Consider the following 20,703-nt stretch of genomic DNA (forward strand, 5'->3'; position numbering starts at 1 on the left):
GGAGAAACGTTTATATCCAGCGATTCAATTTATTCACAATCAACCCGGCCAGCGTGACACGGCCTCCCGTCAATTCATCTTTCATCGCCGCCACCTGTTTGAGACGATCTCTGGTAGCATCAATCACCACAAATGTCTGGTCGCTCAACACCCCTAAGATATGCGCCTCGGAAAATGCGAGAGCAGGGCAATCGATCACAACGTAATCGGCACGGGTTGCCGTCCATTTGAGAAACTGCTCCATCTCTGGCATGCTTAACAGGTTGGCGGGATTCGTGGATGGCATACCAGATGATAAAAGGAAAAGATTGGGCAAGGCAGTGGGCACAATAAAATTATCGATGGCCAGACGATCAATAACGCTGACAGCACCCGAAGCAAAAACGCTTCCCTTCATCATGCGGGCTTCTTCCAATAAACGTGCAAGCCCAACATTGTTGAGAGCATCTAAACGCTCATGCAGGGATGGTTGATGCAGATTCGCATCGATCAACAGCACCCGACGCTTACTGAGAGCCAAAAGCGTGGCTAATTGAGCGGCAACGGTACTGGTGCCAGCATGCGACTTGAGAGCAGTAATCGCCAGCACACGTGCCTGCGCCTTCTCAGCCTGCAAAAGAATATCAGCCATCATCACTCGACACTCTTCTATATAAGGATGTTTCAACTCGCTGAAAGCCAGAAGCGGAATCTCGTGAGGAGTAGGCACACACCAGCGCAATGTGCCGAACACCGGCAAGGCCACCTCTTTCTGCAACACATATGCGCTATTGATGTGGTTGGACCAGCGTTCGAGGCAGAAAATCAGGACGCCGCCCAGCATGAGCAATGCCAGCATCGTTACAGGTACAAGTGGCAGCGTTCCTAATACCATCGATGGTTTACGAGGAGGAGTCGCCGTTTGAATTACCGAAAGAGGTGCGCTATAGAGAGCCTGTTGTGTGATGAGATTATCTCTCGCCGCCACATTCTGATTTTGCAGATTTTGCACCTGATTTCTCTGATCCTGATACTGCTGAATGACGATTGTATTCGTGGCAGGAGTCTGCACAATTTTCTGATTGAACTCATCTATCTGCGTTTGCTCGCTAGCGATTGTATCATTGAGCAGCTTGATTTGCTTCTCATACCCTTGCTTGATGGCAGCGTTTTGTTGAGCCACAAATACATTTGCCAGATCATTTGCGAGGCTGGCAGCTTCCCTGGCATGAGAAAGCGTTACAGTGAACAGAATATTTTGTCCATTCAAATCAGGCGTGGTGACAATCTCCCTGGAGATTGCCTGACGATTGAGATCTGGATAATGTACCAGCACAACATTGATAATGGAATCAGCCATTGCCATCGTAGCATAAGCGGCAACAGACTGCACAACCGGAATTCCGTTGCCGCTCCCGGAGCGCGCCTGAACATCCAAATGCACAATAGCAACGGCCTGATATGTAGGAGGGAGCGCTCTTTCTATCTGTTTTCCTCCAAAAAACCCTGCGATGACACACAATACCAGTATCCAAACCCATCTTATCAGAGATCTCACCACTACTCTCATGACCCTATCCTTTATCGCATAGCGTGATATATAGAACACAATAGATCAGCGCTATGCTGCCAGCAATGATGCGCTTCAACATAGGCGCGTCCAGCTATCTGTAATCGTTCTGCCAGCGACCGATCTTCAAGCAAGCGCAAGATAGCCCTCGCAAAGAGCGGTGCCTCTTCAGCAATCAGCAGGTGGACGCCATCTTTTACCTGCAAAGCCCGACAAGACGTGGGGGTAGCGACAACAGGAGTTGCCATCGCCAGAGCTTCCAGCACTTTATTCTGCATACCTGCGGCCACCAGTAAAGGTGCCAGAGCAACGGCAGCACGGCTCAGGTATGGCCGAATATCATGAACATAGCCAGTTACAGTAATTCTACTATCTTCAGCTAATGCTCTTATCGCTGGTGACGGATTATTGCCAACTATCGTCAGGCGTACCAGTGGCCGCTGCGCCCATACCAGCGGCAACACATCCCGACAAAACAGCAGCATGGCCTGGGCATTAGGGTAATAGTCCATCTTAGCGCAAAAGACGAGAGAGTCTGTCTCTCTTGCCTCTAAAACAGGCTGAAAATAGTTGGTATCAACTCCATTTGGCACCACCTGAACATGGTTGGAACCGCCATCCCCTTCTTGAGTTGCAATTAAAGCACTCAACAACGCTTGATCATGTTTTGAAGTGATGATCACGCGATCAAATGCCTGCAAGGCGCATGCCTCATAACCTCGCATCTTTCTTAGCTCAGCCCTAATAAAAAGGCGCTGCAAAAGGTTAGATGCAAAGCGATGTTGCTGCTGCAAATAAGACGATATGCAGTCAACAGAATCATAGATGACCGGCAACTTTACCCGTGCTTGCAGTACCTTTAAAGCTGGAACAACCTTGATCAACTCACCATGCACTATTTCGATTTTGTGCGTATGAACCACATCTACAAGACGCTGCACAAAGTAAGATGACTGATAATAGGCCACGCGTAAAGGCATCATTGTTGGCAACGCACCTAGACAATAGAGATATGCACGCCACTCAGACAGAGGGACAAGATCGATACTCGTACAATATCTTGCCACATCCTTAGCCATATCTTGCTCATACTCATTACACAGAAGCGCTACTAACGAAATCTCATGATCTAGAGAGAGCGCTTTTATCAACTGGTACGGTCGCACACGAATGAGCGAAGGTACATAAGGAACAACAAACAGAATACGCACTGCAACCTCTTTAAAAACAGGCACCTCACATAACAACATATAAATTCTTTTTCAATAGCCATCATCAATATACATGTGCGAGAGAGGCATTAGCGTTGACATAAAGTTATGAATAGAGAAATATTTCCAGATAATGGTTAATAAATCTTGACACCTAGAGTGTTAAAATCAGCAGACATAATGTTTATATATAAGAAACGAAAAATTAACCGAATTTATATATTCGCAATCGTATCTCAACGATTTTATTACCATAAAGAGCATATCAACGCTGATAGACTAGCAGCAGGAGAAAATAGCATGAAATAGTTTTACGTGGAGGTGCGAATGGAGCGCATGCAAGTCACACAAGTCAAAGGATCGAAAGTAGAATATAACAGTCATCAGAAAATGTCTCGGATAACAATACCTTACAGAACAGACGTGGCAATTATTCACCGACCAAAGCCGGGATACTCCTTCATCAAACGGTTACTGGATATTGTCCTTGCTCTTATCGGCATAGTGGCACTCTCACCAATTTTCTTGCTGATAGCAATCCGCATCAAACTGGATGATGGAGGCACAATCCTCCATTTCCGGGAAATCATCGGTATGCACGGCCGCCACTTCTATGCCTTGAAATTTCGCACCATGATACCTGATGCAGACGATTATCTGACAAAACATCCAGAGCTACTACGTAAATATCAACAAAACATGAAACTTGCCGATGATCCTCGGATTACACGTATTGGTCGGCAGTTGCGTACAACCAGCCTGGATGAGTTACCTCAACTTTTCAACGTCCTGATAGGAGAGATGTCGTTGATCGGACCACGCATCATTCACCCCAGCGAACTGCCGCGCTATGGTCACTACGCCAATAAACGTCTACAGGTGAAACCCGGCATTTCAGGCTTATGGCAGATCAGCGGACGGCAACATATCTCTTATGATGAACGTGTTGCCCTTGATATGTACTATATAGACCATCGTTCGATCTTGTACGATCTGACGATTCTGATCAAAACGCTACGGGTCTTTATTATCCACACGGGAGCATGATAGCAAACATCTAGCAAGAGGAAACAGCTTATTGTTCGGTTTCTATCCGATGGCAGGCAACAGGCGAGCCAGTTGCAAGACTGAAGACTAAAAATGTTCTCCCAGGTATTCATGAAGACGATGCCCTGCCCCACGCACAGTTTCTATAAAACGTGGTGGACGGGCATCATCGCCAATACTCTTGCGGGTTCGCTCAACCAGCGCATCGAGACGAGCATCATCTCGTTTTGGATTATACATATCGCCATAGACAGCCCGGGTCGTCTCTTCCCGCGAACAGACCCGGCCAGAATGTTCGGCTAAAAAACGCAACAGCCGGAACTCTTTATTCGTTAAATGGCTCGCACGCAGCGTTCCATCAATCCACACCTGCTGTTGAAGAAGATCCAGTTGCAAACCAGGTAATCCCGCAGAAAACTGTTGGGCCACATAAGATGCGAACAGTGAGGAGAAAGGTTGATAGGATTTATTGCTGCGATGTTCTTCGCGTATGATCCCCTTCAGCGCCAACATATGCAACGCATATTGTATCTGACGCATACTGAAAGGCGGTGCGTCACCATGCTGAGAGAAAAGGCCGCGCCGGATCTGTTTCAGACAATACTGTTCTGTCTCGCTCAAGCTGTACCAGATTTGCTCACACTGACTTACAATCGTTGTTTCCTGCAACAGCTTGTGGATGATCTGTTCCTGAGGATCATGCCCTGTCAGCGCGCTATCTGCACCGTTCCATACAGTCATCACGGCTTTAAGCAAACCAGGGTGCCCCCCCGTGATCTCCAACAACTGAAGGCGGAGAGAAGCCTGATGATACAACAATCCCTGGTCAAGCAGAGCTTGCATGTCCTGTCCACTCGGCGGCTTGATCCCGTAGATATTGCCGTTGAACAGTTCAGGAAACATTTCGCGTACTACTCTCTGGTGCTGCTCATCACAAATCAGCATGGGAACATTTGTGCTGGCAGCCACATAACAGACCTGTCCATTGGATCGACTACGCAGGCTTTGCAAAACGCGAAAGAACTGTGGCTCAGTTTCAGTGAAGGCAACCTCAAACCTGTCCAGCAGAAAAACCAGCCTGCACTGTTCGCAATGAGTGACAATCGCCTCGACCCGATCAAACAGGAGTTTTCTGACGATTTCTTCATTATCAACTGCCAGTATATTCTCATTAGACGAAAAGGGCAGGTGATATCTGGCTAATACCGGCTCAAGCAGCAGAGCCATCTGGCGATAGTAGGCCAGAGCAGAAGGTTTTGATAGTTCATTCGCGTCAAGAAGCAGAAAAATGAAGCGATCCTTTTCCGAGGCAAGATACTGTTCACGTACGGTGGCAGATAACAGTTCTCGCATCAGCGTCGTTTTCCCGATGCCGGCAACACCCACAAGAATACATGATTTCCCGGTCTGCACAGTGCGAATGATAGAGTGAATATCACCTGCACGAGAGATCAAAGGGCGTTTATCATCATTATCCGCCATACTCTATTCCTTCTGGCACAAGAAGATATCATGGAGTTGCTCTATCCTCTCTCCTGGAGTGTCCTCTCACAGATTACGCACTTCTTGCCTATATGTCAACAGTTTCCCTACAAGCACACAGTATCTTCAAAAAATACTATCTATTCAAGATGACGATTGTAGAGAGATTTTTCAAAAAAGAGACCTCTATAACTTCCCTGCACACTGAATTTCAGATGGGATATAATAAAGGTCAAGTCACCTGTTCTTAAAAAGATGGGAGCACAACCATGAGCATTCAAAGCATTAATCCAACGACTGGAGAAGTACTGGAAACATTTGAGCCATATAGTCAGGGAAAAATCGAGGAAGCTCTGGCCTCAGCACATCAGACATTTCTCAGTTGGCGTGCAACCTCTTTCGCCGAGCGAACACACCATTTACAGAATGTGGCCCGCCATTTGCGCGAACGCAAAACAGAGCTGGCACGTATCGCTGTGCTTGAAATGGGAAAATCGATCACGGAAGCCGAGGCTGAAGTAGAGAAGTGCGCATGGAACTGTGACTACTTTGCCGAACATGCGCAACAATTCCTGGCAGATGAGAACATCGCCACCAATGCCACACAAAGCTACGTCGCATTTCGTCCACTGGGCGTTGTACTCGCGATTATGCCCTGGAACTTCCCCTACTGGCAGGTGTTTCGTTTCGCGGCACCAGCGTTAATGGCTGGCAACACGGCGATCCTCAAACATGCCTCGAACGTCTCGCGCTCTGCTCTGGAAATCGAGCGTATTTTTCAAGAGGCAGGGCTACCCGATGGCATATTTAAAACCGTGCTGATACCTGGCTCGACAACCGATCACCTGATCGAAGACCCGCGCATCGCCGCCGTTACACTGACAGGCAGCGAGGAGGCCGGCACCAGGGTAGCCGCCACCAGTGGACATGTCCTCAAAAAGACCGTTCTGGAACTGGGCGGCTCAGATGCGTTTATTGTGCTGGCAGATGCGGATCTGGATCAAGCAGCGCAAATAGGAGTAACGGCCCGCTTCCAGAATAACGGCCAGAGTTGTATTGCTGCCAAACGTTTTATTGTCGTTGATGCGGTGGCCGAAGCATTCGAGCAAAAGTTTGTGGAGGTTGCGTCCAGGTTACGAGTAGGAGATCCCCTGGACTATCAGACGCAGATTGGCCCCGTTGCCCGCGCCGATCTACGTGACGCCCTGGATAAACAGGTGCAAAAAACCGTCAAGATGGGTGCCCGCGTTCTGCTTGGGGGCAAACCGTTGGAGAGGAAAGGCTATTTTTACACCCCAACGATTGTCACAAACGTTACACCAGATATGCCCATGTTTCGTGAGGAAACGTTTGGTCCGGCAGCCGCCATCATTCATGCGCGTGATGCCGAGCATGCGATAGAGCTGGCAAACGACTCGCAGTTTGGGTTGAGCAGCAATCTGTGGACCAGCGATATCACACGAGCCCGTGAACTAGCCGCTCGCATCGAAGCTGGGGGCGTCTTTATAAATGGCATGACCGCGTCAGATCCGCGCCTACCCTTTGGAGGCGTCAAGCGCAGCGGCTATGGACGAGAACTCTCCACGTTCGGCATCCAGGAATTTGTCAACGTGCAAACAGTCTGGGTCGGTCCCAAACAATAGTCTCTTCGAATAAGCGATCATTGGTAGCCAGGGAAAGGGAAGCCTCTCTCCCTGGCCTCCTACACCAGTTACTCCTCCATCCTCCCCACGTTACCCCATTAGAACCTTTATTTTGCTAGCAAGCAAGGAGTATACTCAACCACTGCAACTCGTACTCTTTCATCTCGTAGAGAAGAGAGAATACTGCCAATCATACACTACTGTTTCTTTTTGCCAAAGAGAGACCAATCTAGACGGAGGTAAATTATGCGTTATCGGCTCAAAGAGCGCGCCATCAGCCTTTCAACAGATGATTTTGTGATTCGCGATGAGAACAATAACGTCGTTTTTGAAGTGAGCGGCGACCTTTTCCACATCGGCGACACCTTTTCTATCCGCGACAGAAATACAGGTGAGGAAGTTCTTCATATCAAACAACGTATCTTCTCTCACACGGCCCAGTACGACATTTTTATGCATGGTGCAGAAATTGCCAGCCTCCACAAGCGAGACGAGCCACACCCGCATGTCGAGGTCGCCAACAGCGATGGAACGGTCCTGTACGCACAGGGAAGCTTCGAGGAATGGGATCTCAATATCGTCGATCATTATGGGCGGCTCTTCGCGCATATCAGCAAAGAGTTCTCCATTATCGGCGATAGCTATACCGTCGATGTTGCACCCGGCGTCAACGATTTGCTGATCCTCGCGACCGCCATTGTGCTTGACGAATTACGGGAAGATCGCAAAATTTAAGATATATAATATAATCAAAAGAGCCTGAGAAATCGCTTCTCAGGCTCTTTATTCGATGCCACTCTGCTATATGAATCATAGCTACGACACCAGCGCGGCGCGTAAGAGTGGACGAGCGCGTTGAAAATAAGTCTTCGCAGTATTTTCAGGCATATTGAGCAAACGTCCAATCTCGCCAAAGCTCAATTCTTTGGTATAACGCAACTGCACAACGGAGCGGAACTTGGGAGGCAAAGATTGAATCGCTCGTTGCAGAGATTTCTGTAAATCATGATATTCAGCCACCTCTTCCGGCAGAGGGTAGGTATCGGGTATCGTCGTGGGATAGGCGGCGTCCTCATCATCGCGCGCTGGCTCCAGCTCAGAAAAGAGGAGAGGTTGCCGTCGTCGCCTTTCATCCATGCAACGGTTCCAGGCCACTTGGAACAGCCACGCCTTCAAAGGTGTATTTGTGTGCAACGTGGACCAGTTTGCATGAAGCTTGGGAATAAACATGTAGAGTTTGAGGAAAACAAACTGCAAAACATCACGCGCCAGTTCATTATCCGTCAGGTGGCGACGAATAAACGTAAAGAGGGGCGAACTATAGCGACGCACCAGGATGTCAAAAGCCTCGTGATCACCCGCTACAACGCTCCCTACCAACTGGCGATCAGAGCATTCTGCCGATTCCTCACTACGAGCATGTAGATCATGGCACTCATATACACATTCTTGTATATACATAGGGTACATCCTTATAGCTGTATCATTGTGTATGCTTTTGTAATCACAAACCCAACTTTACCAGAGAAAATTCAATAAAGATACAGAAAATTGTAAAATTTCGCACACAATCTTGAGATAGTTTTTTCTGTGTCTCCATTTTCGTGTCCATCATCAGGCAGGCAACAAAGTCTATTACTACAATTATCGATCTTTGAGAAACTGACAGTTGACAGCAACCACAATGGCGGGTAAGATAGATGTAATCAAATCCGTACAAATCAGGTAACGCTTCTGGTGCAATATTTTGCTCTGCACGTTCAAGGTGAGAAAAGGGAGTAACCGGCGCATGGGTAGGACGCCGCGAGAAGAGGCATACGAACATAATTATGACCCGAACCAGATCATCGATCTTCCACGACGACGCTATAGTTCAAAGATATCAAAGCAACCTCGCAAGGATTTTTACAGCGACGAACATCCTGAAGTTCCGAAAGTCAAACGGGCTTCCTTGCACCTGGATCGAGTCTCGCCAACACACTCATCAGCAACTCGCTCAAGGCGTCCTTACAACCCACCCAGCACACCAGCCCTTGCGCCTTCAATATCTTTTCTAGTAGATGAGGACCAGGAAACACTTCCTCCCCCATCCACCAGCAAACTTCCTCGCGCCAAAAAGCTGACATATAACGACTCGCCCTCGCGTCCATCCACGCGCAAAATACCAGCAGAGACAAATCCATCCACGCGCAAAATATCGATTGAGGCAGAAAAACATAGATTTGACGAATTTGATGATGAAGAAATGCCAACAGCGGCACCTTCGACAGATAAAATGAGCGTAACACGGAGCCGTCACACACAAATCTATACGCCACCTGCACCATCTCGCACCACTAGAGGACGAGGCAGCAAAGCACTCAAACGCTATCCAACAACGCGTCGGCAAGGCATAGCTCGAATACGCCCCATGCTGTTGGTACTGGCAGGAATGGCACTCCTGGTGGTGATTGCATCGTTTATCGCTCCTGGTGCCTTTCATAATGTTCGCACAACTTTTCAGGCAGCGAAAAATATTGCGAGCAACACAGCCGCACAAAAACAGGCTGGGGAGACCAGCGCGAATACTCCAAACTCGCCGGCGAACCCGCATCAACTAGTGATCGTTCCTCCTGCCAATAATGACCATCCAGCGCCGCCAGTCTATGCGACCTCGGCTTATTTACTTGACGCAGATACAGGTGCCACTTTATATGCCAGCAATCCATTTATGCACCTGCCAATGCTCAGCACTACCAAGTTGATGACGGCACTGATCGCAGCTGAAACGGGCAACCCGGATCAACAAATCAAGATTACCGATCCAATTGCACGCGATATTAATGGACTCTCCGCCGATAGCTCACTCATGGGCATCAAAAAGGGCGAAACGTATACCCTGCGCGAACTACTCTACGGTCTCATGCTCGTCTCAGGCAACGATGCAGCCATCGCTATCGCAGATGACCTTGATGGGAATCTACCAACGTTCGTCGCTAAAATGAATCAACGCGCGCAACAACTAGGCTTGCACGACACGCACTATATGAATCCTCATGGACTCTTGGTGCAAGGGCACTATTCAAGCGCCCACGATCTGGCATTTTTAGGGAAATATAGCCTGAGCAATCCATTAATCCGCCAGATCAGTAGCACGCGCGAATATCGCCTTCCCAAAAACGCGGCTCATCCTGAACACATCTTTGTCAACGGAAACCAATTTCTCTGGTGGTATCCAGGTGTTGACGGCGGCAAGCCGGGCTGGGATGGAGCCAACAACTTTAACCAGGTCATCTCCTCCGTTCGTAATAAGCATCACCTGATCGGCGTCGTTATGCACACCAAAGATTGGTGGACCGACATGCGCGATTTGATGAATTGGGGTTTCAACACCTTCCAATGGATCTCACCGGCAGAGATCGATATGAAAAGCCCCATCCCTTATGATGCCGACTGGCAGTTCTTCGCGCGCGACAAAAAAGAGAATACAATCCCAATGGCAAACAAAGGGCGCTATTATATTTTCACGGGATATAGTATCTCCAACCCGATCCTCACTTATTTCGATAAATCAGGCGGTCTGAAGAAATTTGGCTATCCAACGGGAATCACAAAAGTTATTACGGATACATCCGTCAAGCAACAATTCGAGCATGCCTCTATCCAATGCGATATACAGACCGGACAATGCGGTACAGCTTAGATACAGAAATCCTCTATTTTCCTCAACACCTATACTTTTGGGATGGTCTTTGTTATACTCAAAAGGCTATGAGACCATACGCCATATCGCTATCTATATCAAGTTTAAAAGTGTATTATACAAACAATAGGTAGTAATTGCGGTAGTGAGTATGCTAGAAATAAGGACGATATCTTCATGCCCACCAGAAACACACGCTTCTTCTCATATTTCCTCAGTTGCTTGCTTTTCCTCTTGTCGCTGAGCAGTTGCGACGCCCTTCCTGCGGCTCTCAACACAGGCACAGCGACCCCAACGTCATCAGAAACGCCTTTGAATGTCTGGACAAAAGCAGCTAACGGCATTGAGATTCGCACCGAAGATTGGAAGAGTCCAGGGAATAACGAAGATCGTGTCACTATCCTACGCCTTGATCCACAACATATCCATCTCAGCATCGGCTATCAGCCACAATTTCCAGTCTCGCTCAATGAATGGATGAAGCAGACCCATGCACTGGCTGTTATCAACGGCGGCTATTTCGATGATAAAAACCAGCCAACCGGTCTACTGATTGCCAATGGGCAGGCTCACGGCTCATCATATCAGGGCTTTGGTGGCATGCTCGCAGTGAACGCACAGGGGCACCTGGAGCTACGTTCTTTACATGACCAGCCCTATAATCCTGATAATGAGCAAATTCAGCAAGCAACACAGTCCTCGCCGATGCTTGTACTCAATGGGCAACGGACCAGCTTCAACGCCAACGCAGCCAGCGAACGCAGGACCGTAGCCGCGCAAGATAAACAGGGTCGCCTTTTGCTGATCGTCAGCCCCAAAGAGGCATTTTCGCTTGACGAACTGGCAGACCTGCTCATCTCATCTGATCTCTCGATTCAGACAGCGCTCAATCTTGATGGAGGAGCCTCTACTGGCATGTACTTGCGAGCTGGCAATCAAAACGTCACTATCGACTCCGTGACAACGTTGCCCATTGTTATCATCATCAAATGAGATTACAGGGATTGTGGAGTTACCTCAACATCATTCGTAACAGCGTGCAGCCGAATCGTGACGGTAGTACCTTGACCAAAGATGCTATCAATGGTGATTGTTCCTCCCTGGGCCTCAATGAGTTCTTTCGCAATTGCGAGGCCCAGGCCGCTACCACCAATCCGCTGCGGCGCTATCCGGCTGCGTGCGCTATCCACTCGATAGAAGCGATCAAAAACGTGAGGTAGCGCCTCGGCGGGAATGCCTTTGCCATTATCACGAACCTCGATGACAACTGTATTATCAACACCATTACAGGCGACAAGCTTCACACAACCATCGGTCGCCGTATATTTCACGGCATTCTCAACAATGTTAAGCAAGATCTGTTGCAACCTGTCAGGGTCAGCACGAACAGAGAAGATATTCGCTGCAACATCGCTGCGAATATCCTGGCCGCGAGCGAGCTGCTGTGCCTGATCGTACACTTTATCAATGATGGTACGCACATTCACAATATCCTCTCGCGCCGCCCTCCTGCCCTCATCCAACCGTGTCAGAGCCAGCAGATCTTCCACCAATCGCTGCATACGCAACACCTCAGAAGACATGCTGCGTGCTAGCCTACGAGAAGTCTCGATATCTCCCCTATCGACGCCAATCAAAAGCATCTCCAGGCTCCCACGTAGCACGGTGAGCGGAGTGCGCAACTCATGGGAGGCATCCGAGACAAATTGTTTCTGACGCTTAAACGCCGTTTCAAGCTGCTCGACCATCTGGTTAAACGAGAGCGTCAGGCGTCCAATCTCATCGTTTGTGGCAGGAGCACAGAGCCGCATAGAGAGCGCACGTTCTTCCGCAATATAGCGACTCGTTCGTTCTATCTCCACCAGTGGGCGCAGAGCTGTCCCAATCAGAGGAAACGTGAGGGCAATAGCGATGCTGAGCGCGCCACCAACGCCGAGCAATAAGATGAAACGGAGTGTTGTGATAAATTCATCAATTGTAGAGGTAGGCGTGCTGATCTGGAGAATTGCAACCGTCTGATGATCATTGACCAGCGGTATCAGCACAACAAGCTGGCGCAGTTTATGGGCATCGCGCACCAGTTTGCTCCCTTCAGAATCGTCAGTCATGGCCTGATGTATCTCTGCTGGTGAGAGTCTAATTGGCATTGGTGCCAGCGGAAAATCATTGCTCGGCACCATTACCGTTCCGCTGGGAGACAGAATGATCGCGTCGGAATTGCTGCTCGTCAGTCGTTCGCCCAGCACAATAAGACTGCTCAGCAGCGCTGGTGAGAGTTGACCCTCTGGCGGACCGGGCGGTTTGGAAAGCACAAAAGGGTGGTTGCGCAATCCCTTAACCGCCAATAGCGCCTCATTATGCAAGGCATCAATTTGATTGTTTAAGAGCGCCTGCTCCGACATTAGCAAAATAATCGTACCCAGCCCACTCAGCAGAACGGTGAACAATCCGAGAGAGATCAATGTCAAACGCCAGCGAATAGGGATATGTGTTGTCCATTTATTCAATTTCTGCTTCATGCGCCGCATATGGCCCCCTTACCCCCGCAATGTATAGCCGATGCCACGCACCGTCTGCAACAAGCGGGGAGGTTGATCGTTCAATTTCTCACGCAAATGACGCACATAGACTTCAATAATATTGTCATCGCCCTCATAGTCATAGCCCCAGACGCGTGATAAAATCACTTCCCGTGTAAGAACCTGACGTGGATGCATCAGGAAGAGTTCCAGGAGATCAAATTCTCGTGGCGTTAATGGGATAAGTTGTCCGTCGCAAGTCACAATGCGCGTGCCATGATCAAGGGTGATGCCTTGAAATGTCAGCACCTCCGCAAAGTTCCTGCCGTGCCTGCGCAACACCGCGCGTACCCGTGCCAGCAACTCTTTAAAGGCAAATGGTTTTGTAACATAATCGTCGGCCCCGACGTTTAATCCGACCACACAATCATCGATCCCACCTTTCGCCGTCAGCATAATAATCGCGACATCGTTAACTTTACGGATACGACGCGTAACCTCCAGGCCATCCAGTCCCGGCAACATAATATCTAAAATAATTACATCAAGCGGATGGAGCCTGGAAATTTCAAGCGCTTCGGGACCGCTGGCCGCCATCAGGACGTGAAAACCTTCGTAGGAAAATCCTATCTCTAAAAAGTCCACGATATGTGGCTCATCATCGACAATCAAGACAGTGGGTTGTCTCTCTGTGCTGCTGCTTTCGTTATATAGTGACATGGCATGTATTTCTTTTGGAATGGAAGAGGCTGTGTTCATGACTATCAGTATCGCAAAAGTAGCTGAAATTTCGCTGAATTTCTATCTACTAACTCCTCATTATATGACTTCTTTCAGAAATTTCCAGTCGTAATCAATACTAAACCAAAGTACTATGAGTTTACTCGCTTAAATAGTGGAGATTATAAACTCGTTTTGCCTTTTTTTCACTATCATTACACCATAATTTCGACGATCTACCTCTTCAAAATCAATTGCATTGCAGCATATTCAGCAAAATTTCAGCTAACGTCAACTTTTTTTCAGCAAACAGTGACATGATCACGCTAGCAGAGGAATGAGTGACACAGATTGCCCCCATGCCGATGCAATTATCCCCCCATAGACACAGCCATCTTATACAGGAGAGATCAAGATGCTAAACATACGGGAAGACATAAAGAGCATGAAGCTGGCAACACATGGGTCGTTATATAAAAGGCTCGTTGAGTGGGCATCAGGGCGACCTGATGCCCATTATTTAGTAGAAGCAGAAACGGGTCGCACACTCAGCTATGCTCAAACGCTCGCCGCCGTTAATGAGATGCGCAAGCTGCTCGGCACGTCTCCTCGCAGCATAGCAATCGTGCTTCCAGGAGGCATTATCAGCGCGGTTACATGGCTCAGCGTATTGAGTGGCGGTCATCGCCTGCATCCTCTTTCCCCAAACGCAACGAACGAGGAAAAAGCCAGAATTGCCCGCAAAAATGATGTCGATCTGCTGATTGTAGAGCACGCAGAGGATGCTCAGGGTTTCGCCACACCTGATGCGACGGTTGTTACCCGCCTGGACTGTGAAACGCTGATTGAACAGGCATCATCCCACGCCCCGATTGAGCCAATAGAGGGAAGTGTTTGCTTGACGACATCGGGAACGACGGGCGAACCAAAGGGTGTTATCCTGCACGAGCGCCAGATTGCCTGGACTGCCGATCATATACGTAGTAGTCATCAGCTTACTATGCAAGATCGTGGCCTGACTGTCTTGCCTTTCTATCATGTCAACGCGCCCGTAGTCAGTCTATGTGCATCTTTGCTGGCTGGCAGCATGGTAATCATTGCTCAACGATTTAGCCGCCGACGCTTCTGGTCATGGGTTGAGCAATATCAAATCACCTGGGCCAGCATCGTCCCCACAATCGTTGCTATTCTCTTAGAGACCGAAAAACCTGCATTTCTCCCCGGATCTTTGCGCTTTGTACGAACAGGTTCGGCCTCACTGCCCGCCGCTGATCTGCTCGCTTTTGAAGCAAAGTTTGGTATTCCAGCCATCGAAACCTATGGATTATCGGAGGCTGCAAGCCAGATCGTAGCGAATCCCGTTCCGCCTGGCATTCATAAGCCAGGTTCTGCCGGACGACCTGTTGGTGTCGCGTTGCGCATCTGCATCCCTCAAAGCGAGGGGCGAGGAAAGAGTCTGCGCGATGTTGCCCCGGGCGAGACTGGCGAAATTTGTGTTACCGGTCCATGCGTTATCGATGGCTATCAAAATAACAGCGGAGCAGCAGCATTTCAAGACGGCTGGTTTCGCACAGGCGATCTCGGATACATGGACGAGGACGGTTATCTCTTCATCAAAGGTCGTTTGCGCGAGGTCATCAATCGCGGCGGAGAAAACATTGCGCCACGAGAAGTCGAGGAAGCACTGATCCACCATCCAGCGATCCATGAAATTGCGGCGGTTGGCCGTCCTGATCCCATCTATGGAGAAGTGGTTGTTGCCTATGTTGTGACGCAAACTCCCTGGAACGAAGAGGTGGTTCAGGATCTCCATCAGTATGCCAAACAATGCTTGAGTCCACATAAGGTGCCAGTAGATTTTATTGCTATCGATGCGCTGCCACGCACGCCCACCGGGAAAATCGAACGGCGTCTCTTGCGAGCGCGCGAACAGGCTTATGTTACAGCAAAAATAGGCAACAGAACTGAGGTTGTGGAGTGAAAGAACAAACGGCACGCCGTCCACACGTTTTCGAGCTGGACCTCCTACGCATACTCACTGCCTTGAGCGTTGTTGCCGTCCATATAGTTGCTCTGACCAACGGACTCAATCATTCCACTCCGGGACTGCAGTTCCAGAACGCTATCGTGATCGCGCTCCACTTCACCAGGGCGGTATTTATGTTTGTCACAGCCTTCGCTCTGGTGTACGTCTATTACGGGAAGCCCTTTTCATTCAAGCGCTTCTGGAGCAAGCGCGGCATCAGCTTCTTGCTACCCTACATCATCTGGAGCCTCATATATATTCCGTACTACAAGCCGGGCCTGTCTCCGAGCACGTTTATTCAGACAGCCATTTTCGATATACTCACGGGAGGAGCATCATTCCAGCTATACTATATTCTGCTCTCGCTCCAGTTCTATATCATCTTACCGCTATTCTTGCTTTTCTTGAAACGTATCGCGCCGCATCCCTGGAAAGTTCTAACAATCAGTTTTGTGGTCCAGCTTGTTCTGTTCTACGCTGACTATCACTACCTCCAACAGACCACGTTAACAAAAACCTCAAAGTTCTGGGGGAATGTTGGCATGTATCAGGATCGTTTTTTACTGACCTACCAGTTCTACTTCTTGCTCGGAGCTTTCACGGGACTCTATTTCCAGCAAGTGAAGGCATTCTTGTTGCGGCACAACTGGCTCGTGATCGGCGGCTTTCTGGCAGTGTTGGCGGGAACCTGGCTGCACTATGTCATTCAGATACGCGTCTACCACCTCTCACTAGACTATGCAGGATCGGTCTTGCAACCAGCGACGGTGTTCTATAGCACGGCGGTCATCTTCTTTATGCTCTGGCTCGCCTGCCAGTGGGCCAGGCAGGAAGGGCATCCTCGCGGCTATCCCGTCGCTCATGTGCTCTCTGATGCCGCGTTTGGCATCTATCTCATTCATCCATTCTTTATGGATATCGTCCTGCACCACATACTCCCGGCAATGCCGACAGCATGGCATGTAGCGCCCAGAGTCTTCCTTGCCTGGTTCTTGACGGTTGGTGCAACCATTCTCGTAACCGCGATTGCCCTGCATATTCCCATTGTGAGCCGTCTCTTTGGACGCGCCCATTTGAAGTTGAGAACGCAGTCTCCACCACAAAAGGGCACTGGAGACAAACCAACGGAGCGCACTCAACAAGACGACCTGCGCGTCTCAACAACATAGCAGAGCGGTAACTGGGTTAAAACACGGCTGTCTTTATCAACAATGCAACTAAAGGATCTGTTCCATGACCGATATATATACTCCATCCACAACAACAAGTAACCAATCAGGACTCGCATTTGACGAGGCAACATTTAAACAATTTGGCTATCAGATCATCGATGAAGCCTCCTCATATCTGAGCGGCATACGAGAACGCCCACTCTGGCAACCGCTTCCTGACGACATCCATAGAACCATTCAAGAACAAGAGCTACCGGCAGAAGGGCAACCATTCGAGCAAACGCTGGCATTCATTCAACGCATGATCCTTCCCTTTCCACAAGGAAATGGACACCCTTGCTTTGCCGGATGGATAAACTCGGCCCCCGCTCATGCCAGCGTACTGGTCAAACCACTGGCAGCTGCAATGAATCCGAACTGCGGTATTGGCGATCACGCCGGACAGGAGCTAGAGCGGCGAACAGTACAATGGATTATGGAGCTATGTGGCTTCCCCACAGATGGTAGCGCCGGAGTCTTTGTGAGCGGAGGCTCCGAGGCCAATTTCACCTGCTTACAGGCAGCGCGACAATGGGCAGCCCAGATCGACGGCTGGGATGTACGCGCGGAGGGGATGCAGGGCATGAAACGTCCCTTTGTCCTGTACATGTCCGACCAAGGCCATTTCAGCCTGCGTAAATCGGTCGAGGCGATGGGCCTGGGACGCAACGCTATCCATATCATCCCCTCAACGCCATCATTCCAGATGGACGTGCAGCAATTGCGCCTGCGCATACAGGAAGATCGCGCGGCAGGCATGAGACCTTTCTGTGTTGCGGCAACGGCGGGAACAGTGGAAAGCGGCGCAATCGATCCATTTGACGAGCTAGCCGATCTTTGTGCAGAAGAGGGACTCTGGCTTCACGTTGACGGAGCATACGGCGCGTTTGGCATTTTAGACGAGCAGGTCGCGCCTCTCTACAAAGGCATAGAGCGGGTCCATTCGCTGGCAACCGATCAGCACAAGTGGCTCTCGGTCCCGATTGATTGCGGGTGTGCGCTAGTAAGAGATAAAGCAGCCTTACGCAATGCCTTTAGCGTGACGCCACCAGAGCAGGACGAACACGAACCCTGGCTCTCAGAATACACCCTGCAACGTACGCGCCGCTTCCGTGCTCTGGATGTGTGGGCCATCATCCACACGGCAGGTCGCAGCGGTCTCGCCACCGCCATTGCACACAACAACAAAATGGCACGCCTGCTCACCGCCAAGATCGAGGCACTCCCCGATCTAGAACTACTCTCATCTGGTCCACTCAGCATTGTGCGTTTCCGCTATGTCCCCGCAAGGCTACATCAGCAACCCGCACAACTTGATCAGCTACAGAAAACGCTCGCACGAACGATGCAACAGCGTGGACGGGCATTTCTGACCAGCACCCGCTTCCAGGGAAAAGAGGCATTGCGTGCCTGCCTCGTCAACTATCAGACCACAGAAGCAGATATACAGACCATTATTGATGAAACGATATATGCAGGTCAAGATAGTATTGCTTGATATGCAAGAGAGAAAGGGAACCACTCATGCGCTATGCAAACATTCTGGAAACGATTGGCAATACCCCTCTGGTTGAGCTAAGTAGTTTTAATCCACGACCAGACGTGCATATCTTTGCGAAATTAGAGGGCAACAATCCCTCTGGTAGCATCAAAGATCGAATCGCGCGCAAGATGGTTGAGGAAGCAGAAAAGCAACAGTTGCTCAAAGCTGGCTCGATACTATTAGAGCCAACCAGCGGCAATACCGGCGTGGCGCTAGCGCTGGTGGCAAATCTCAAAGGCTATCCCTTTACTGCTGTCGTTTCTGAGAAAGGGACGCAAGATAAGCGCAGGCTGCTGGAGTTGTATGGAGCCGATATTATTACCTCTCCAGGACAGGCTGGCAGCAACGGGGCCGTCAAGCTGGCGCAAGACCTGGCGACGCAGGACTCGCGTTATGTTATGCTCTATCAGTATGGCAACGAAGCAAACGCTCTGGCGCATTATGAAACCACAGCTGTTGAAATTATTAACGACATGCCCGATGTCGATGTCTTTGTTGGTGGCCTGGGCACAGGTGGAACACTAACAGGGGTAGCTCGTCGCTTAAAAAGACACAATCGCTCCACCTGCATTGTAGCAGCAGAGCCGGTCCAGGGCGATAGCATTCAGGGATTGCGCAATCTCGCCGATGGTTTTGTCCCTCCCGTCCTTGATCAATCCGTTATTGACACCAGAATGCTCGTCTCAAGCCGTGATGCCTGGATGCGCACACTTCAGTTGAAGGCAAGGGAGGGCATCTTCGCAGGACCATCCAGCGGTGCGGTTCTCGATGTAGCGCTGCGTGTAGCGGAAACCATGAAGAGCGGCAAGATCGTAATTATCCTGGCAGATGGCGGCTGGAAATATATGAGCGAAGATTATTGGATGGCCAAACTTCCTTTACCTGCCATGCTCACCACCTCAACAGATTAAGCAGCTCTACTCTCATCAAAATTATTGCTCACCCAACAAACGACCCGCCAGCCCGTAATAATGGTTGGCGGGTTGTTCTCGTTAAAGAAATGCTCGACAGGCACAGCCTCCAAATTGCTTATTGCAAATAATGTGAGCAACTATTATAGTAGACAGCAAGATTGATATGAGAGAATAAGCATGCTACAACAAAAAAAATTGAGCTATGTTTTCGTAATAACTCTGGCGATAGCGCTTGTATTCGCGATCACCTTCCCGGCAATCAAAACCTATCTGACCTCATTTACCAGGAAGATACCCCCTACCATTACGGCGCATCCAATACCCACGCCCACTGCGACCCCTGTTTCTAACTTTGGGTATATCGCTCGTACATTTACTGATGCAAAGAGCCGCTCTTTACCATATTATCTCTATATTCCTGCACACTATGACCCTCAACAAAAATATCCACTTGTTTTGATGCTTGAAGGCAGTGGAGAGCGCAACAATCTCCAGCGAACACCTGAGCAAAACAGACAAGTGCTCATGCACGCGCAGTATGTCCAGATATGGAGTACCCAATATTCCAGCCCCTACAATCCAAACATTCAACAACGCTGGCCCTGTTTCGTGGTCGTGCCTCAACTCACCACTCCGCAAAGCTGGGTGAATACCAATCCTGGCAAGGGTTCTTACAGACTGGCAGCGCAACCCGATAACTCTCTTCTGTTGACAAAAGAGCTGCTAGATTCGCTCCAACAGGAATATACAGGGATTGATGCGAACCGCCTTTATATCACTGGCCTCTCGCTTGGTGGTTATGGCACGTGGGAGGCTATCGAGCGCTGGCCCAACTATTTCGCGGCAGCCGCCCCCGTCTCAGGCGCAGGCGATCCAACGCGAGCAGCTCTGTTGACGAGCACACCCATCTGGGCCTTTCATGGATCGAAAGATCCACGCGTACCCGTTTCTGGCTCGCGCGATATGATCAACGCCATAAGAGCAAAGGGAGGAAAACCCCGCTACACTGAATTCGTGGGCGCGGGACACGGCATCTGGGGCCGCGTCTACGGCTTTGATACGACTGGTCGCGTTGACGACTTCTATCCCTGGCTTTTCTCGCAAAGCAAAGCTTAATTCAACACATACCGATAAGAGAAGGGAAATCTACATCCCT

At 49.6% G+C, this 20,703-nt stretch carries 16 protein-coding genes; 10 read left to right on the plus strand and 6 right to left on the minus strand.

The genetic code is table 11. The annotated features are described in order from the left end of the window. Positions 1-10 precede the first annotated feature (10 nt). Positions 11-1,549 (minus strand): nucleotide-binding protein, encoded by a 1,539-nt coding sequence (locus K3T83_RS09600; protein ID WP_220202747.1) that lies wholly within the window; start codon positions 1,547-1,549, stop codon positions 11-13. 11 nt (positions 1,550-1,560) lie between these two features. Beyond that, positions 1,561-2,760: a glycosyltransferase gene (locus tag K3T83_RS09605; RefSeq protein ID WP_220202748.1), complete on the minus strand. Its 1,200-nt coding sequence runs from the start codon at positions 2,758-2,760 to the stop codon at positions 1,561-1,563. A 336-nt stretch (positions 2,761-3,096) separates the two neighbouring features. On the opposite strand from K3T83_RS09605, the gene K3T83_RS09610 reads away from it, so the two are divergent. Then, complete coding sequence (locus K3T83_RS09610) at positions 3,097-3,807, plus strand: sugar transferase (RefSeq protein ID WP_220202749.1); 711 nt, start codon at positions 3,097-3,099, stop codon at positions 3,805-3,807. 87 nt (positions 3,808-3,894) lie between these two features. Here K3T83_RS09610 and K3T83_RS09615 read toward each other — a convergent pair whose 3' ends face one another. Further along, positions 3,895-5,289, minus strand: a complete 1,395-nt coding sequence (locus tag K3T83_RS09615) for a winged helix-turn-helix domain-containing protein (RefSeq protein ID WP_220202750.1) — start codon at positions 5,287-5,289, stop codon at positions 3,895-3,897. A gap of 269 nt (positions 5,290-5,558) precedes the next feature. Between K3T83_RS09615 and K3T83_RS09620 the strand changes: the two genes are divergently transcribed. Both K3T83_RS09620 and K3T83_RS09625 read left to right on the plus strand, forming a co-directional pair. Next, on the plus strand, positions 5,559-6,932 hold the full coding sequence (locus K3T83_RS09620; protein ID WP_220202751.1) for an NAD-dependent succinate-semialdehyde dehydrogenase: 1,374 nt from the start codon (positions 5,559-5,561) through the stop codon (positions 6,930-6,932). 246 nt (positions 6,933-7,178) lie between these two features. Next, entirely contained in the window at positions 7,179-7,667 is a 489-nt protein-coding gene (locus K3T83_RS09625; RefSeq protein WP_220202752.1) for an LURP-one-related/scramblase family protein, read from the plus strand. 81 nt (positions 7,668-7,748) lie between these two features. Here the strand turns inward: K3T83_RS09625 and K3T83_RS09630 are convergent, their stop codons facing one another. After that, entirely contained in the window at positions 7,749-8,393 is a 645-nt protein-coding gene (locus tag K3T83_RS09630; protein WP_220202753.1) for an RNA polymerase sigma factor, read from the minus strand. Between the two features lie 328 nt (positions 8,394-8,721). Between K3T83_RS09630 and K3T83_RS09635 the strand changes: the two genes are divergently transcribed. After that, positions 8,722-10,614 (plus strand): D-alanyl-D-alanine carboxypeptidase family protein, encoded by a 1,893-nt coding sequence (locus tag K3T83_RS09635; protein ID WP_220202754.1) that lies wholly within the window; start codon positions 8,722-8,724, stop codon positions 10,612-10,614. A 177-nt stretch (positions 10,615-10,791) separates the two neighbouring features. After that, on the plus strand, positions 10,792-11,607 hold the full coding sequence (locus K3T83_RS09640) for a phosphodiester glycosidase family protein (protein WP_220202755.1): 816 nt from the start codon (positions 10,792-10,794) through the stop codon (positions 11,605-11,607). 2 nt (positions 11,608-11,609) lie between these two features. On the opposite strand, the gene K3T83_RS09645 is transcribed toward K3T83_RS09640, so the two are convergent. Together K3T83_RS09645 and K3T83_RS09650 are read right to left on the minus strand one after the other, a co-directional pair. Further along, complete coding sequence (locus K3T83_RS09645) at positions 11,610-13,133, minus strand: sensor histidine kinase (RefSeq protein WP_220202756.1); 1,524 nt, start codon at positions 13,131-13,133, stop codon at positions 11,610-11,612. A gap of 18 nt (positions 13,134-13,151) precedes the next feature. Further along, the gene (locus K3T83_RS09650; RefSeq protein WP_220202757.1) at positions 13,152-13,853 is read right to left on the minus strand and encodes a response regulator transcription factor; all 702 of its coding nucleotides are present in this window, start codon (positions 13,851-13,853) and stop codon (positions 13,152-13,154) included. 415 nt (positions 13,854-14,268) lie between these two features. Between K3T83_RS09650 and K3T83_RS09655 the strand changes: the two genes are divergently transcribed. From K3T83_RS09655 to K3T83_RS09675, 5 genes are all read left to right on the plus strand, one after another. Further along, positions 14,269-15,834 (plus strand): AMP-binding protein, encoded by a 1,566-nt coding sequence (locus K3T83_RS09655; RefSeq protein WP_220202758.1) that lies wholly within the window; start codon positions 14,269-14,271, stop codon positions 15,832-15,834. Continuing rightward, entirely contained in the window at positions 15,831-17,048 is a 1,218-nt protein-coding gene (locus K3T83_RS09660) for an acyltransferase (protein ID WP_220202759.1), read from the plus strand. Before K3T83_RS09655 ends, K3T83_RS09660 begins: the two co-directional genes overlap by 4 nt. A gap of 64 nt (positions 17,049-17,112) precedes the next feature. Then, on the plus strand, positions 17,113-18,588 hold the full coding sequence (locus tag K3T83_RS09665; protein WP_220202760.1) for a pyridoxal phosphate-dependent decarboxylase family protein: 1,476 nt from the start codon (positions 17,113-17,115) through the stop codon (positions 18,586-18,588). A gap of 26 nt (positions 18,589-18,614) precedes the next feature. After that, positions 18,615-19,544, plus strand: a complete 930-nt coding sequence (locus tag K3T83_RS09670; RefSeq protein WP_220202761.1) for a PLP-dependent cysteine synthase family protein — start codon at positions 18,615-18,617, stop codon at positions 19,542-19,544. A 180-nt stretch (positions 19,545-19,724) separates the two neighbouring features. Beyond that, the gene (locus K3T83_RS09675; protein WP_220202762.1) at positions 19,725-20,663 is read left to right on the plus strand and encodes a carboxylesterase family protein; all 939 of its coding nucleotides are present in this window, start codon (positions 19,725-19,727) and stop codon (positions 20,661-20,663) included. The last annotated feature ends 40 nt before the right edge of the window (positions 20,664-20,703 follow it).

Source organism: Reticulibacter mediterranei, from assembly GCF_016587455.1.